General features: G+C 63.4%; 14 protein-coding genes. 1 reads left to right on the plus strand and 13 read right to left on the minus strand.

The window, feature by feature from the left end; all coding sequences use genetic code 11:
• Positions 1-207 precede the first annotated feature (207 nt).
• From AUJ55_03885 to AUJ55_03945, 13 genes are all read right to left on the minus strand, one after another.
• Positions 208-3519 carry a hypothetical protein gene (locus tag AUJ55_03885; GenBank protein OIO59203.1) on the minus strand — a complete coding sequence of 1104 codons (3312 nt, stop codon included), beginning with the start codon at positions 3517-3519 and terminating at the stop codon, positions 208-210.
• 89 nt (positions 3520-3608) lie between these two features.
• The gene (locus AUJ55_03890; GenBank protein ID OIO59189.1) at positions 3609-4781 is read right to left on the minus strand and encodes a hypothetical protein; all 1173 of its coding nucleotides are present in this window, start codon (positions 4779-4781) and stop codon (positions 3609-3611) included.
• A 106-nt stretch (positions 4782-4887) separates the two neighbouring features.
• Complete coding sequence (locus AUJ55_03895; GenBank protein ID OIO59190.1) at positions 4888-6327, minus strand: hypothetical protein; 1440 nt, start codon at positions 6325-6327, stop codon at positions 4888-4890.
• 117 nt (positions 6328-6444) lie between these two features.
• Complete coding sequence (locus AUJ55_03900; GenBank protein OIO59204.1) at positions 6445-6750, minus strand: transcriptional regulator; 306 nt, start codon at positions 6748-6750, stop codon at positions 6445-6447.
• A gap of 168 nt (positions 6751-6918) precedes the next feature.
• A complete protein-coding gene (locus AUJ55_03905; protein OIO59191.1) occupies positions 6919-7239 on the minus strand; it encodes a thioredoxin in 321 nt (106 codons plus the stop codon).
• A gap of 152 nt (positions 7240-7391) precedes the next feature.
• Positions 7392-8495 carry a hypothetical protein gene (locus AUJ55_03910; GenBank protein OIO59192.1) on the minus strand — a complete coding sequence of 368 codons (1104 nt, stop codon included), beginning with the start codon at positions 8493-8495 and terminating at the stop codon, positions 7392-7394.
• Between the two features lie 4 nt (positions 8496-8499).
• Positions 8500-8925, minus strand: a complete 426-nt coding sequence (locus tag AUJ55_03915) for a hypothetical protein (protein ID OIO59205.1) — start codon at positions 8923-8925, stop codon at positions 8500-8502.
• A 23-nt stretch (positions 8926-8948) separates the two neighbouring features.
• Complete coding sequence (locus AUJ55_03920; protein ID OIO59193.1) at positions 8949-9323, minus strand: hypothetical protein; 375 nt, start codon at positions 9321-9323, stop codon at positions 8949-8951.
• Positions 9323-9511 (minus strand): hypothetical protein, encoded by a 189-nt coding sequence (locus AUJ55_03925; GenBank protein ID OIO59194.1) that lies wholly within the window; start codon positions 9509-9511, stop codon positions 9323-9325. The genes AUJ55_03920 and AUJ55_03925 overlap by 1 nt, the downstream gene beginning before the upstream one ends.
• A 3-nt stretch (positions 9512-9514) precedes the next feature.
• Positions 9515-11080 (minus strand): hypothetical protein, encoded by a 1566-nt coding sequence (locus tag AUJ55_03930; GenBank protein OIO59195.1) that lies wholly within the window; start codon positions 11078-11080, stop codon positions 9515-9517.
• A gap of 107 nt (positions 11081-11187) precedes the next feature.
• On the minus strand, positions 11188-12132 hold the full coding sequence (locus tag AUJ55_03935; protein ID OIO59196.1) for a hypothetical protein: 945 nt from the start codon (positions 12130-12132) through the stop codon (positions 11188-11190).
• Positions 12133-12208: 76 nt separating this feature from the next.
• Positions 12209-14179 (minus strand): hypothetical protein, encoded by a 1971-nt coding sequence (locus AUJ55_03940; protein OIO59197.1) that lies wholly within the window; start codon positions 14177-14179, stop codon positions 12209-12211.
• A gap of 204 nt (positions 14180-14383) precedes the next feature.
• Positions 14384-15469: a hypothetical protein gene (locus AUJ55_03945; GenBank protein OIO59206.1), complete on the minus strand. Its 1086-nt coding sequence runs from the start codon at positions 15467-15469 to the stop codon at positions 14384-14386.
• A 298-nt stretch (positions 15470-15767) separates the two neighbouring features.
• Between AUJ55_03945 and AUJ55_03950 the strand changes: the two genes are divergently transcribed.
• On the plus strand, positions 15768-16220 hold the full coding sequence (locus AUJ55_03950) for a transposase (GenBank protein ID OIO59198.1): 453 nt from the start codon (positions 15768-15770) through the stop codon (positions 16218-16220).
• Positions 16221-16328 lie beyond the last annotated feature (108 nt).

Consider the following 16328-nt stretch of genomic DNA (forward strand, 5'->3'; position numbering starts at 1 on the left):
AGTTTTCTTTCACGAAGGTCATGATGGGCTCCAAAAAGGTACAGGGGGCGCGAAACCGCCCCCTTGGGAAGCGCGGATTGATTCTTCCAAGCAGCCCAGGGATGGGCCGCCGAAAGGGTGTGCTGTCGTAGGAGGCGACCTCGTCGCCGAAGCTGCCAAAAGGGTGCGCCGTCGTAGGAGGCGACCCCGTCGCCGAAGCCCTGCTGCTCAGGCCGCTGCTTGAAGCTCGCGCCGCTTTTCGATGGCGTAGTAGAGCAGCGGGATGACCACCAGGGTCAGGATGGTCGAGGCGAAGGTGCCGAAGATCAGCGCCACCGCCAAGCCGCCGAAGACCGGGTCGGTAATCATCACGGCAGTGCCGAGGATGATCGCCAGCGCGGTGAGCAAAATCGGCCGGAACCGCACCGCCCCCGCTTCGAGAACCGCCTCCTCCAGGGTGTACCCCTTGTTGCGGTAATCGATGATGAAGTCGATCAGCAGCAGCGAATTGCGCACCACAATCCCCGCCAGGGCGATCACCCCGATCATCGAGGTCGCCGTGAAGTACTGGTCGGTAATCATGTGGCCTGGGAAGACCCCCACCATGGTCAGCGGAATCGCCCCCATCACCACCAAGGGGATCACGAAGGAGCGGTAGTAACCAACCAGCAGCAGGTAGATCAGGACCACGGCGACCCCGAAGGCGGTCCCCAGATCGCGGAAGACGTCGAGGGTGAGGCGCATCTCCCCATCCCAACGCAACGAGTACTGACCATCGTTGGGATCGGCGGTGAAGAGCTGCTTGACCTCATGCCCGCCGAGTTGCCCCAGGGTTTGCAGGTTGCCCAGGCCAAACATGTCGAGGGCAATATCCAAACCGCTGGGCGGGTTTACTTGTTGCTTGGCCACTTGGCCATACATCCCCAGTACCGCGTAGACCTGGCTGGTTTGGGCCAGCTCGCCCATCACGTAGACGACCGGGTGGCCATCCTTATGAAAGATCGGGCGCTGCGCCGTTACCGGCACGATTTTGGCGATCTCCGACAGCGGGATCTGCATCCCCGTCCGGTTTTGGATGGTGATGTTTTCGATCTCGTCGGGGGTGATGCGCCGGGTTTGGGGGAGCTGGAAGCGGATCGGCACCGGGTTCTTCTCGCCCTCGATGTGCACGGTCCCGTAATCCCAACCGCCCAGGTAGGTGGCCAGGGTCTTGGCGACCTGACCGGTGACGATCCCCGACAAAGCCGCTTTTTCTTTGTCGACCACAATGCGGTATTCGGTCTGCTGCGCCCCCAAGGAGTCGTCGACATCGACCACGTCGTCGGTCTGCAAGAACAGGCCGCGCACGTCGCCCGCCATCAAACGCAGCTCGTCGTAATCGGGGCCGTAGAGCTCGGCCAAGAGGGTGGCCCGCACCGGGGGGCCGGGGGGATCTTCGACCAGCTTGATGTTGGCGCCGGGGTTGCGGTCCATGATCGCCTGGATCGGGCCGCGCATGGCCATGACGATGTCGATGCTTGAGGTCGCCCGGTCGTGTTTGTTGACCAGGTTCACCCGCACCTCGGCGATGTTGCTCCCCTTTTTGAACCCGGCCCCGCGCAGCAGACCGTTGAAGTCGATCACCCCGGGAATGCCGACGAAGGTCTCGTAATCGGTGACAAACCGGTTTTGCGCCACCACAGCGCCGACCTCGCGGGCGATCCGGTCGGTTTGTTCCAGCGGCGTGCCCTCGGGCATGTCGATGGTGATGTTGAAGGTGTTCTTGTTGTCCTTGGGCAGCATCTTGAAGAGCACCCCGTCCCAGGCCGGCATGGCCAGAACCGCGATCAACAAGGCGACCACACCCCCCATGAACAGCCGTCGTTTGGCGGTCGAGGCGATCAAAGGGCCGACGAATTTGCGGTAGGCGGCCCGGATGCCGGCCCCCTCCTCTTCGTGCCCCTGGCCGTGTTGGCTATAGGGCATGTAGCGCTTGGCAGCCCAGGGGGTGACGACGTAGGCGATCAACAAGGAGGCGACCATCGCCACCGAAACGTTGAAGGGGATCGGGGCCATGTAGGGGCCCATCATCCCGGTTACCCAGAACATCGGCAGGAAGGCGAGGACCACGGCCAGGGTCGCCACGTTGGTCGGATTGCCGATTTCGTTGGTCCCACGGATCGCACCCAGGGCGCGGTCTTCCCGCCCCAAGGCGTAGTGGCGATGGATGTTTTCGATCACCACGATGGCGGCGTCGACGAGCAATCCCAACGAGAGGATTAAGGCGAACAGGGTGATTCGGTTGATCGTCTGCCCCGCCATCATCCCCACCGCCAGGGTGAGGAAGAGAATCAGCGGCACGGTCGCGGTGACGATCATCGATTCGCGCAAACCGAGGAAGATGATCAACACGATGATGACCGAGCCGATGGCGATGGCCAGATGCTCCACCAGGGTGTTGACCGCGTCGTCGGCTTTGGCGCCGTCGTCGCGGGTCACCACGGTGTGGATGTCTTCGGGGATGATCGAGCCCTTGATCGCCTCGACCCGGTCGATCACCGCTTGGGCGACGGTCACCGCGTTGGTGCCGGGAAGTTTGGCGACCGCCAGCGACACCGAGGGGTACTCCTGCCCCCCCAAGGTGGCAAAGCCGGAGTGGGCGGGGCCGAAGGCCATGCGGGTTGAAAGCGCCCGCTCGCCGGGACCGTCGGTGATGTTGGCGATGTCGTGCAGGTAGACCGGACGCCCCTGGTCGCTGATGGTCACGACCAGATTACCAACCTCTTTGGCGTTGTTGAGCCAGCCGCCAACCCGCACCGAGGCGACGTTGTTGCCCTGGACGAGCGATCCGCTGGGGATCTCGACATCGGCAGCGTCGAGCATCTCGTCGATCTGAAAGAGGCTGACCCCCATCGACTGCATCCGCTCGGGATCAAGCTCCACCGTGATGCGGCGGGTTTGACCGCCAGTGACGAACGAAACCGAGGTGCCCGGCACCTTACGCAGCTCTTCGAGCACGTCGTCGGCGACCCGGCGCAGATCGTTGTCGGTGTAGAGGTTGTCGGTCGCTTCGGGGGCCGACAGGGCGATGGCGACGATGGGTACGTCATCCACATCGACCGGCTTGATCAGCGGTTGCATGACCCCGGGGGGGATGCGATCCATGTTGTGCATGATCCGGTCATAGAGCTTGACCAAGGAGTCTTCCTTGTTCTGCCCCACGAAGAACTGCACGGTGACCACGCCCATGTCGTTCATCGCCATGCCGTAGGTGTGCTCGACCCCCGGCATCTCCTTGAGGATCGCCTCCAGCGGCTTGACGACGAGGTTCTCGACCTCGGCGGCGGTCGCCCCCGGCTTCATCACCATGACGTTGGCGGCGGGAACCACAATCTGCGGGTTCTCTTCGCGCGGGGTGATGTTCAGCGCCATGACCCCCAACAACAACGAGGCCAGGGCGATGAGCAGGGTCAACTTCGAATCGATGAAGTACCGGGCGATCTTGCCCGCAATGTTGGAATGGGCCTCCTCTTCGAGGGCTTGGACCTCCTCTTCGAGGATCTGCTCGCGGAGCTTGAGCGCGTCAAGCTCCGACTCCCGTTCTTTGCGCTCCAATTCCGACGGGGGCGCGTCGTTGGGACGCTCGCTCATCACTCACCTCCCTGGGGGGCGGGGGCTGCGGGTGCAGGGGCGACCACGGCGGTCATGCCGGTGCGCAGGGTTAAAGTAGCGTCGACGACGATACGGTCCCCCGCCTCAAGTCCGGCGACGATCTCCTGCATCGGTGTACCCTGAAGGGTGAAGATACGGCCCAGACGGACCATCTGAAAGGCGAGTTTGCCCTGCTCATCGATGCGATAGACCCCGCTGAGCCCCCCCTTTTCGACGATGCAGGCAGGGGGGATGACCATCCCATCCTCGCTGCCCAGGGTGAAGGTGGCACGACCAAACATCCCCGCCTTGAGGGCGCGGGCATCCTCGGCGCTCGGTGCCAGGGCGACCTTGACCAAATAGGTGTGGGTGGCCGGATCGCCGCTCGGGACAACCTGGCTGACCTTGCCGGGGATGGGATGGCCGAGGGCGTCGATGCTCAGTTCAACCGCGTCGCCGATGGCGATGTGGCCGACCTGTTGTTCGCGGGCTTGGGTGCGGAAGATGAGCTGGTCGGGCGACTCGATCACCAAAATGGGGAAGCCGGGGGTGGCGATGTCGCCCGACGACTTGAGTTTCTGCGTCACCACGCCGCGAGCCGGGGCGGTGATGGCGGCGTATTTGAGTTGGTCGCGGGCGTTGGTCAGCCCCGCCTGGGCCTGACGCACCCCCGCCTCGGCGGCTTGAACATCTTGTTGGGCGACTTGATAGCGCAGCCGCATTTTTTCAAAGTCGCGTTTGGGGACCGAGTTCTGCTCGTACAAACCCTTGAAACGCTCATAGTCGGCGGTGGCGTCGACCAGGGCGCTGGTCGCCTTGCGCTGATTGGCCTGGGCCTGTTCGAGCCCCGCCTTGGCCTGGGCGATCCCCGCCTCGATGTCGGCCGGGTCGATGGAGACCAGCAGATCCCCCTTCGCAACGAAGTCCCCCTCTTGCACGTGGATCGCCTTGATGTAGCCCATGACCCGCGAGGCGGTCATCAGCCGGTGGTCGGAGACGACCGAACCGGTGGCGGTATGGTGGCGGGGCAGGCTGGTGGGGGTCACAGCCAGCACATTCACCGCCACTTGGCGGGTTTCAGGACTGGGGACGGGAGTGGCCGCTTCGTCGGAGCAACCGACCAGCAACGGGGCGGCCGCGAACATGGCGAGCAGCAGAGCACGGGATTTCATGGATTTGCTCCGTATAAGAAATTTGTTGGAGCGCCGCCTCGGCGCGATTAATGAATAACAGTTTTGGTTTGCCCCCCACCGCTGGAGGGGGTGATGGGGCAGCAGATTACTGCCCGCCGTTCTGGCGGATCAGATCCTCAAACTTCATCTGTCCAGTGGCCAGCATCAGATCGAGGGCCGCCAACTGTTGATCGTGGCGGGCGCGCACCAAATCGGCCCGGGCCTTGTCGAGTCCTGCCTCCGATTGCAGTACTTCAGCCATGGTGGTCAGCCCCTCGCGGTAGCGGTTGCGGGTTAGTTGGGTTGCTTGGGCCGCCTGGCTCAGCGCCCGGTGGGCCACCTCCATGCGGGCCGCCGCCGCCCCCAAGTTACGGCGCGCCTGACGCACCTGCACCCGAATCCCCTCCTCCATCTGGCCGATCAATGAGGTGATCCGGCGGTAGTCGGCCTCGGCGGCCAGGGTCTGCGCCTTGACGCTCCCCCCGGCATACAGGTTGAGGTCGAACTGAGCGAGCACCGTCGAGGCTTGATTGGCCAGCCCCGGCTTGTTTTTGTGCCACTCGCTCATGGCGATCAGATTCAGGTTGGGACGGTGTCCCGCCTCGGCTTGATCGATCTGCCCCTCGGCGGCCCGGCTTTGCGCCTTCATGGCCAACAGGTCGGGGCGTTGATTCAGGGCCATCTCGATCAGCGCCGTCTCGTCCCCTTCGGGGATCGGCAAAACCGGATCGCCGCTCAGGGTCAGCTCAATGGCGTCGACGTAGTTGCCCAGCATGCGCACGTAGTCGGTGGCCTGCTGCTGTTGGTTTTGCGCCTCAAGAATCCGCGATTCCATCTCGGCCTGGTGGACCTGGGCGTTGAGCAGATCGCTTTCGACGATCACCCCCCCTTTAAGCAGATTGCGGGCGATGGCGACGTACTCCTCGGTCGCCTTGCGCCCCTGCTGGGCCACTTCGACATAGGCGGTGGCGGTGACCGCCCCCAGGTAGGCCTGCACCAGTTGGGCGGCGATTTCCTGGCGGGTGCGCAGCTCTTGATCGCGGGCCGCCTCGACCATCGCCTCGGCTTGCCCCTTGCCAGTCCAGATGCGTCCGCCGTTGTAGATCGGCACCACCACCTGCACCTTGGTCCCCCAGTCGTTGTAAAAGCCGGGGCGATTCAGGGCGTCGGGGGCATAGGCGGCGTTGGGGGCGCCGGTTCCGGCAATCGCGGCGCCGATTCCAGCCCCCGATTCGAGCAGACCGAAGTCGCCCACCGTGGCCGAGCGCTGGTTGAGCTTGCTGCCAAAGGCAGCCAGCGCCCCATCGCTGCGCAGTGCGGTGGCTGATAGATCGATGCGGGGAAGCAGGTGGCCGATGGCTTGATCGAGCTGGGCTTGAGCGGCCTCGATTTGCTCCTGGGCAGCCTGAATCTGGGGGTTGTGGTCCAAGGCATGCCGAACCGCCGTTCCCAACGATACGGGGGGGGCGGCGGCGGCCCAGGTGGGCAGGCCACTCAGCGAGGCCAGGACGATCCAGGAAGCGGTGGTGGCGCGACGCATCGGCATCGGTTCCTCCATTAAATAAGAAGATTAGAAAATTCTAATATTGATGGGCAAAAAGAAAAGGCCGCGCTGGCCTTTGTCAAGGCGCCCCCGTGACCGGGGGCGCATCGCTGTTTTTGGCTAGGCCTGGGATAGCGCCGCCTCGTCGCTCACTTCGGGAGCGGGGGCGACATCCCCCGGCGTGGGGCAGAAGGTCTCTTTCATCAGGCTGACCAGCTTGAGAATCTTGCAGTCGCCAACGCTATAAAAGACCTGATTGCCTTCACGTCGAGAGGAGAGAATCCCCTTGTCGCGCATCATGGTTAGATGTTGAGAAACGTTGCTTTGGGAGGTTCCCACCGCCTCGACCAGCTGCTGGACGTTGAATTCTTGCTCGCCCAGCACATCGACGATGCGCAGGCGGATCGGATGGGCGAGTGCCTTCATGCAGCGGCTGGCGCGGGTTAGGTTTTCTTCGGAGATCATGACTGCCCCCTAGGAGCGTGGGCGAACATCCAAGTTCTAATATTAGAAGAAACTAATATACGGGATAAAATAGCGGTGTCAACAGGGGGAGGGGGGGGACCGAAGGGCTCCGTCCCCCCCCTTCTTGCATTAGGCGTGCTCGCCCACGAACTGGCTCAGAGCCGATTTTTGCAGGGCGCCGATCTTGGTGGCGGCGACCTGACCACCCTTGAAGATCATCAGGGTGGGGATGGAGCGCACACCGTAGTTGCGGGCGGCATCCTGGTTTTCGTCGATGTTGATTTTGACCACCTTCACCTTGCCGGCGTACTCCTCGGAAACCGCATCCAGGTGGGGGGCGATCATCTTGCAGGGGCCGCACCATTCGGCCCAGAAGTCGACCAGAACCGGGACTTCGCTGTTGAGGACTTCGCCTTGAAACTGGGCGTCGGTGATGTGTTGAACGCTCATGAGAACAACCTCCGTGAAACAAGGATCATGGACCGGGGCGGCTCCCCGAATCCGGTTGAAAAGGGCTTCGAGAGATCGAGGGATGCTAAAGCAACCCAGGGTTGAAATCGAACCTTTCGATCAAGGACGAGGCGGGCCGCCATAGCAAGGATCTAGCCAAAACCGCCCATTAGCCGCGCCACCGTTGCCGCAGCAACCCGCCCCCCCGAGGGGTCGAGTGGGGGGTAGCGGGTGGAGCAAGACGTTGCCAGGGCCAGCGCGGTTCCCCAGCGGCCTGCGGCAAACGATTCAAGGTCGAGCAGGGCGCTCGGGGCGTGGTTCTGCAACCAACCGTGCAACATCGGGTATTCGGGGAATCCTCTTCGGGGCAGATAAACCACCGGGCACCCCGCCTGCCACGCCTCGCTGAGCACCCCATAGCCCGGTTTGGTGACCACCGCGTCGGCGGCCAGCAACAAATCGGGGGTGGCAAACGGTTGGTCGATACTCACCCGCAACACGTTGGGAGGTAGGGGATCGGGGGCCAGCTGGGTAGGCAGGGCGAGACTCCATCCCTCGATGTGGGCCAGCCCGGCCAGTTCGAAGGGGGGCTGGCCGGTGCCGCCAAACAGCACCAACGCAACCTTCTCACCCTCGCCCCACCCCAGGGCATCACGCACCGTTTTTCGGTTGTGGTGGGGGGAACGAACCAGCAGGGGGATGGAGCGGTTGTCGAGAAAATCGACGGATGGCAACGACAGCGGCGGGCTCAGACGCAGGTCGCAGTCGCGGTGGGCCTGGGCGATGCGTGCGACCCAGGGGTCCACATCTCCCCAACGGGAGCGGTAGATGACCCCCCAATCGAGGCTGGCCAGGGCGAGCGAGGCAATTCCGAGGCGGCGGGCGACCGGAAAGGCCAGGGGGCTGATGTTCGAAACCACGATCTCGGGTTTAAGCGGGGCCAGTCGGGCCACCTCGGCGTCGATTCGCTCCTGCCAAGGTCCAAAAAAGGACTCGACAGCGCTTCGCGTGGCTCCCCAGTCCTCATCAATGGCCGAGCGCTGCACCACCCCGACATCGACCGGTCCGGGCAGAATCTTCAGATTCAGATTGGGGAGGGCGCAGTGCAGCAGATCGGCAGGGAGTTCGGTGCGCAGAAGGATCTCAAAATCCGGCAGCAGCCGACCGAGCTCAAGCAACATAGGGACGGTTTGGGAGAGGTGGCCGTAGCCGTGGCCAGAAAGGTAGAGCGCGATGCGACGGGGGGTGGGGATCAAAAAGTTACTCGCCCCAGCATAGGGTGTTGAAGATCCAGGCCTCCCCCTTATGGCCGGGCACATCGACCTGGAGCCATTGACCCTTTTTTTTCACGATGGTCAGCATTACCCCCCGATTGGTCTTGGCCACAATGTCGAAGTTGGTGCCGGGGCCGCTCCGCAGATTGACGTTGTCCGAGGTGACGATGAGCGCATGGTTGGGGCCGACCAACGATTGGGCGACCCAGCCACCGTCCCCTTCGAAATCGACCACCCGGATCCAATCGCCCCGCTCCTCGACCACTTGAAGCGGGTACCCCTGCACCGGCAGGTTCCACAGGATCGAATGCTCGGTGGAGGGGCCGGACCGCAGGTTGACCCCCGCGGTGGCGGTGGCGACGAAGGGGGCGGCCCAGGCGCTCACCGGCAGCGCCATCAGCAGTAGCCACATCGTTAGGGGGCGCAGCAACTTCTTCACGTCGGGTTCTCCTGCTCGAAGGCGTCGAGGTAGCGTTGGTAGTGGGCTGAAAACAGGGTTTCAAGCCGCGCAATCAAGGCCGGGTGCTCCTCGCTGGGGGTACTCATCGCCTGCATCATGATCTCGCTGGCCGGTCCCAGCAGTTTCTCGGGGGGGAGCATCGGGTAGCTGCGCCGCAGTCGCTGCATCGCCGCCAAGACCTTCTCGCCCTCGGGGGAGGCTTCGGGCTGTGGCTCGACGGGGCGCGGCACCCCTTGCGTCTGTCCCCCTTGGCCCAGTAACTCGCGCACGGTGCGCTGCACCAGCCTGCGCTGTTCGGGGTTCAGGGCGAGCAGATCGCGCAGCAGGGTTTCGAACGAGTCGTCGGCCATCACAATACCCATCCCACCAAACGTCCCACGAAATAAAGTCCCACCCCCAGCGCCGCCAACATCACCCCCCAGCGCAGCACCCGCAGCATCACCGGGATCACCCTGGGATCCTTGGCCAGCACCCCGTAGATCAGGGCGGCCAGCACAAAAACCAGCAACAGCACCCCACCGGCACGCAGAATAAACAAGGTTTACCCCGCCTCGATGCGACGCCAGAGGGCGTCGGCGTCAATGGGTTGAGTCGTCTCTTGGCGCCAGACCCGATCCTCAAGGTTCTGCAGGGGATCGAAGCGCATCCGCTGGGCGCGGTAGACCTCCACCGTCGCCTCGGAGGGGTCGGCCCCCGCCGCGCTGCGTTGGACGATCCGCTCCTCGGCAAGATGGGGGGGCAGATCGGTCCAGACCCAGTCGAGGGGGACGCCGAAGCGTTTGGCGACACCATGCAGCGCCTCGCGCCCCTCTTGTTCCAGGAAGGTGGCGTCGACAATCACCGGCAGCCCCGCCGCCACCACATCCCCCGCTTGGCGGAAGAGCTCGGCGTAGGTTTTGGCGGTCATGTCGGCGGCGTAGAGGTTGTGGTTGAGGGCGGAATTGGTGCGGGCGGTTAATTCAAGCCCGGCCACCTGACGGCGGATGGTATCGGAGCGCAGCCAGATCGCCTGCCCCGCCTCGGCCAGACTGGCGGCGACGGAGGATTTGCCGGTCCCCGACAGGCCGAAGATCCCGACAATACGCGGGGTTCGCGGGTGGGTGACCTGCATGGCGTATTCGAGGTAGCGGGCCGCCTGCACCCCCTGGCTCTCGTCCCCCCCTTGCACCATGAAGCCGGCCACCTTGGCCCGCACATGGGCCCGATAGCTTTCGTAGAGCGGCAGCAAAACCAGGGCTTCGGTGTCGCCGGTGTGGGCCAGATAGCGGTTGAGTACCCGGATCGCCAGATCGGGTCGGCCCCGAAAGCGCAGGTCCATGACCAAGAAGGCCAGATCGCTGATCGTGTCGATGAAGCGGAACGGCTCGTTGAATTCGATGCAGTCGAAAACCTGAAGGTTACCGTCCCAAACGGCGATGTTGCCGCTGTGTAAATCGCCATGGCATTCACGAATGTGGCCCCGCTCCGCCCGTTGCCGGAAGGTCTCGTCGTGGTCGACGAAGAAGGCTTCGCTCCAGCGTTCGAAGGCGTCGAATGCGGCGGCGTCGACCCGTCCACGTTCCACCAAATGGCGGCTTTGCTCGAAGTTTTGCCGAATGTTTTCCCGCACCCGCTCCGGGGCGCCGAACGAGGCGATGGCCTTGCCGGTCGGGGCGTCTTGATGGAAGCGGGCGACTCGGTCGGCCAGCGCGTCGATCCACTGCGGCTCAACCTTGTTTTCGCTCAGCAGCCGGTCGAGCAAATGCGATTGAGGGAACTGCACCATCTTGAGGACGTATTCGACGATGGGGCGATCCCCCTCATCCCCCCCGAGCTCAAGGTTGCCCTGGGGGTCGGTGCGTACCGGCAGCACCTCAAGATAAAGGTCGGGGGCCAGACGCCGATTGAGGGTCAGCTCCAGCGCGATGAAGTGCTGCCGTTTTTCCAGCGTGGAGAAGTCGAGAAAGCCGAAATCGACCGGTTTTTTCACCTTGTAGGCGTAGGGGCCGGTTAGGACCACCCACGAGACGTGGGTCTGAATCAGCTCCAGGTGTTCCACCGGATGGGGGTAAAAGCTGGGGTCGAGCAGTCGCTCGATCACCGGAGGCAGGGACTGCGCGTGACTCATGAACACTCCGCCGGGCGGTAGGACGCGGTAATAGTAAGGTTCTGTCAGGGTAGCCAAAGGAGCAGGCAGAAGAAAGGGCGCCCGCTCCGTGGGCGGCAAGGTCGGGCTTACATAGAGGGAGCGGTGGCGACCAGGTGGTTCCACATGCGCAAGGCGTAGTAGAGGGGGGAGTGGTCGGCGACGGGGCGGGGAATGGTGGCTGGCCCGTCGAGTTGCAGCGGATCGAAATTCCCCTCCAACAGATTGCGGAGCGTCGCTTCGAACATCGCTTTGGCCCGGTTGCCCAATTGTGCGGGAAAGTGGAGTTTACCCTCCGCGTCGATATGAACCGGCTGGCCGACGTGGCGGTAATGGCCCAGCCACCACCAGGTGAAGGGCAGATCGGTAACCGGATCTTCCCGGTGGACCACCCGGTAGGTGGGGGCCTGAAAGTGGCGGGCGAAACGGGCGTTGCCGACCCGGGGCGACCCATAGGTGTAGAGCCCCTGCACCTGGTCGAGCCGCAGTGCCGCCAAGGTTGCCAGCGCTCCCCCCAGGCTGTGACCGGCCAGCCACAACGGGGGGGCCTCATCCCCCTTGAGGATGGCACCGCTCAGGGCATTCCAGACCGAGTCGAGCGCTTGGGAAAACCCCTTGTGGGTTCCTCCCACGTTGGGCAGCCAGCCGGTGTGTTCGATGGGCAGTCGGATGTCGGTCAGGATGTCCTTGAGCACGTTGTCGCCGCCGTCGTGGGGGCGAATCTCGGTGCCGCGAAAAGCAACGAGTTGGGCATCGTCGCTCCGGGCGACAAATCCCTGGGTGCCGGTCGTATCGTCGTGCAACCAGGCTGCCAGTTGCCATCCAGCCCGTTCCAGCTCGACCGCCACCTGCGCCTGGTTGCAGTAGGCCAGCAGCGCCATTTCGGCCAGCCACCATCCTTGCACCGGATCGAAGCCGTCGACACGGGGACGAAACGGGAACAGCGCCCCCCCTTCGAAGTAGAGGTGGTCGACGGGGGGCGGGGCGAAGCTGTTCCAGGTACAGGGGGGGATGATTCGGGTCGGTGGTCGCACGTCCATGCTCCTGAGGGTGGATGTCGGGTGGGGTTGAGCCGTCGACAAGCTAACCCCGAATGGGGTTTGGAACCACTCAGGCGGTGGCAAAGGGGAGAAAAGCGTGGCTACCCAGCAGGGGGGTGAGGTTTTCGGCGGGTAGGGGGCGGCTGAAGAGGTAGCCTTGAATGTGGTCGCAATCGTGGCGGTGAAGCACGTCGAGTTGTTCGGGGGTTTCGACCCCCTCGGCCACTGTCTTGAGGCCGAGTTGGTGGGCGATGGAGATGATGCCGGCGATCAACTCGGCGTCCCGCTCGTTGCGGTGGATCCCCTGCACGAAGGTTTTGTCGATCTTGAGCGCCTGGACCGGGAAGCGTTTGAGGTAGGCCAACGATGAAAACCCGGTGCCGAAGTCGTCGATGGCGACCGAGACCCCCAACCGGTTGAGCTGCTGCAAGATGGCGATGGTCTCCTCCATGTTGTGCATCGCCGCCCCTTCGGTGATTTCGAGTTCGAGCAGACCGTGGGGCAGGTTGATGCGGTCGAGGATCGTCCCCACCGTTTCAGCAATGTGCTGCTCCCGCCGAAATTGCCGGGCCGAGAGGTTCACCGCCATTTTGAGGGGGGGCAGCCCTGCTGTTTGCCACGCCTTGGCCTGGCGTGTCGCCTCTTCCAACACCCAATGGCCAATGTCGAGCACCAAATCGGTGCTCTCTGAAATCGGAATAAAGTGGTCGGGGGGGACCATTCCCCATTCCGGGGTATGCCAACGCAGCAGCGCCTCGACCCCGTTGATGTGGTGGGTTTTGCCGTCGACCTGCGGTTGGTAATGCAGCTGGAATTCCCCCCGTTTCACCGCATGGTGCAGCGCCGATTCGAGCACGATGCGCTGGGCGATCTCGGCGCTCATCCCCCCTTGAACAAAATCGATGCCGTCCCCCCCATGTTTGCGGACCTCTTCCATGGCGATCATGGCGCTGTGGGCCAGCCCCACGGCGTGGTCTCCGTCTTGAGGATGCAGGGCGACCCCGATGGAGGCGGTCATGAAGAGGTCGTGCCCCCCCTCGATGGGGAAGGGGGCGGTCAACAGGGTGCGGGCCCTGCCCGCGATTTGCGCCGCCTCCCCTTGCCCCCTCAACCCCTCCAGCAGGATCAAAAAGGTCGATTCGTTCCAGTTGGCCACCGTGTATTCGGGCTCACCCAGGGCACGCAACCGGTTGGCGATCTGGGTGAGTAACGCATCGCTCCCCAACTTGCCCAGGGGGTGGCTCGATTCGACAAAATGATCGGGGCTCAGGGCGATCACCGAGCAGTGTTCGCCGATCCCGACCCGTTTAAGCGCCTGGCCGAGCCGGTCGAAAAAGAGCATACGGTTGGGTAGTCCCGTCACCGGGTCGTAGTGGGTCGCCTGCTCCAACGCCTGTTCGGTGCGCCGCCGCTGCTGGGTTTCGCGTTCCAGTTGAGTTTTGAGGGGAATCAATCCTTCGAGGCGGCGGATGAAGGCGATGTCGCCGTGGTTGCGCATGGCGTCGTAGATCGAGACCGAAAAGGCGCTGGTCAGGTAGGTGGCCAACATGGCGGGCACGGTGCCGGGGGGGTAGGGCAGTGCGATGGCGCCCACCGTCTGCTGTTGCCACAGCACCAAAACAATGGCGGCCAGGGCGCCGCTCCACCACCAGCCGCTGCGCCGTCCGGTCAGAATGAAAGCGGCCAAGGGGAAGATCGAAAGCCAGAAAGCACCGGTATTGGCCAGCCCCCCGTCGACGAACAGGGTGAGGACTTGAGCCAGAATGATGGCGACGGCGATGTGGGCCGCCAGAAAGGGTCGGGCAAAACGGCGTAGCAACAGAAGGTTGCTGGCGAGCAGCAAGGCTGAGGCGACTTGGAAGCGCGCCAGATGCTGTAGCCCGAGTTTTTGGTGGAGGGTGGCAAAAATCAGAAAAATGAGGATGGCGAAGAGGGAGACGCCGTTGACGAAGGCGGTGGTGCGGACCTCGGCCTGGGTTTCGTCTCCGGGACGTCCGGAGGAGAGAAAATCGCGCCAGAGGGTGTCGAGTCCACGTTCCATTTTCAGCTCCCCATGCGACGGTTGGGAAGGCGGCAAAAAAGCCAGAACGGAACCCTACGCCAGTTGCTCTTCGGTTAAAACTGTATTTTTAAGGCCTATTCCTAAATCTTTGTTCATATGCAGGAAATGTTTCTTGGTCCGCGCAACACAGGCATAAAAAAAGGGGGGATGCCCCCCCTTTTGACGGCTGTTTTTTCGCGGTATTTAGTGCACGACGATCTTGGGGAAGAGCGAGGCGTAATCCTTCTGCATCTTCGAAATCTGAGCCGCCACCTGACCGGCGATGTCGCGGTAGGCCTGGGAGACCGGGCTGTCGGGATTGGCGATCACGATGGGACGGCCAGCATCGGCATCCTCGCGCACCTCGGGGACCAACGGCACCTCACCTAGGAAGGGGACGCCGAACGAGTCGGCAGCCTTATGGGCGCCGCCGTGGTCGAAGATGTAATGCCTCTTGTCGCAGCCGTCGCACACGAAGTAGGCCATGTTCTCGACGATGCCGAGGATGGGGACCTCGACCTTGCGAAACATGTTGACCCCCTTGCGCACGTCGAGCAGGGCGACCTCCTGGGGGGTGGAGACGATGACGGCGCCGGTGACCGGAACCTGCTGGGCCAGCGAAAGCTGGGCGTCGCCGGTGCCGGGGGGCAGATCGACCACCAGGTAATCGAGCTCGCCCCAGTTGGTGTCGCGCAGCAGTTGGTTCAGGGCGCTCATCACCATGGGGCCGCGCCAGATCATCGGGGTGTCGTCGGGGACAAGAAAACCGATGCTCATCGCCTTGATGCCGTAGTTTTCCATCGGCTCCAAGGTCTTGCCGTCCTTGGTGTCGGGACGGCCCGAGATCCCCAGCATTTGGGGGATCGAGGGGCCGTAGATGTCGGCATCGAGAATCCCCACCTTGGCGCCGCTCTGGGCCAGCGCCAGCGCCAGGTTGACGGCGGTGGTCGATTTGCCGACCCCCCCCTTGCCCGAGGCGACGGCAACGACGTTTTTGACGCCGGGGATTAGCTCCTTGCCCTTCTGGGTGGCGTGGGCCTGAACGTTGGCGGTCATGGTCACCGCCACCTCGGTCACCCCTGCGATGGCGCCGACGTTCTCTTTGGCGGCCCGTTCGAACTCGGCCTTAACCGGGCAGGCGGGGGTGGTCAGCTCGATGGTGAAGGCGACCTTGCCGCCGTCGATCTTGAGATTTTTGACGAACCCGAGGGTGACGATGTCCTTCTTAAAATCGGGATCCTGAATCTTGCGCAGGGCGTCCAAGACCTGGGCTTCGGTCACGTGAGCCATGGGTTGGGCTCCTTTGGGCTTGAGAAAATCGAACATGGCAACCTCGGTGGAGGGCGTTCGTAGATGTGAATGAAGGGGCGCGATTGTTCGGCTCCTCCGGGGGGTGTCAAGAAAAACCGACTAATAGGGTCGGAAAATAGGGCGGGGGTTCCCTGTCCCAGGAGGTTAATAAGGTGGTAGGAACGGCTTCCCGGCGCGATAGGTTTTGGTTTTTGGTCGTTCTTGCCCCGATGGATCGCGCCGGGGGCGGCGCTCCTACCATCACCAATGGAACACCCTCAACGCCATGGAGGCGCCCATGATCCCATCCCCCACCCGCTGGCGGGGCCACGCCCTGCGCACCTACCGCTTCTCCGAAGCCCACCGCCTCTACCACGTCGTCGCCGTCACCCACGGCCGTGCGCCCCATTTCACCGATCTCTTTGCAGCCCGCCAGGTCGTTCACGCTTTGAAGGGGGAGGAACGACTGGGGCGGGCGCGAACCTGGGCGTTCGTCCTCATGCCCGATCACCTGCATTGGCTGCTCGAATTGACCGGCACCGTCCCCTTGGCGCGGGTAATCGGTTCCATGAAATCGGTGGCGGCCCACGGCATGGGGGGCAAGGTGTGGCAGCGGGGGTATTACGACCACGCGCTGAGGGTCGAGGAGGAGGCGGAAAAGGTCGCCCGGTATTTGGTGGCCAATCCGCTACGCAAGGGGTTGGTGGAAGAGATCGGGCAATACCCCCATTGGGATGCGATTTGGGTGTGAGGGGGGGGGGTAGGAGCGGCTTCTCGGCGCGATGGGTTTTGGTTTTTTGGCGATTCTTGCCCCGTTGATCGCGCCGGGGGCGGCGCTCCTACGAGTGGGGGTGAGGTT

It is taken from the genome of Proteobacteria bacterium CG1_02_64_396 (assembly GCA_001872725.1).
In the GTDB taxonomy this organism is placed as follows: domain Bacteria; phylum Pseudomonadota; class MNWR01; order CG1-02-64-396; family CG1-02-64-396; genus CG1-02-64-396.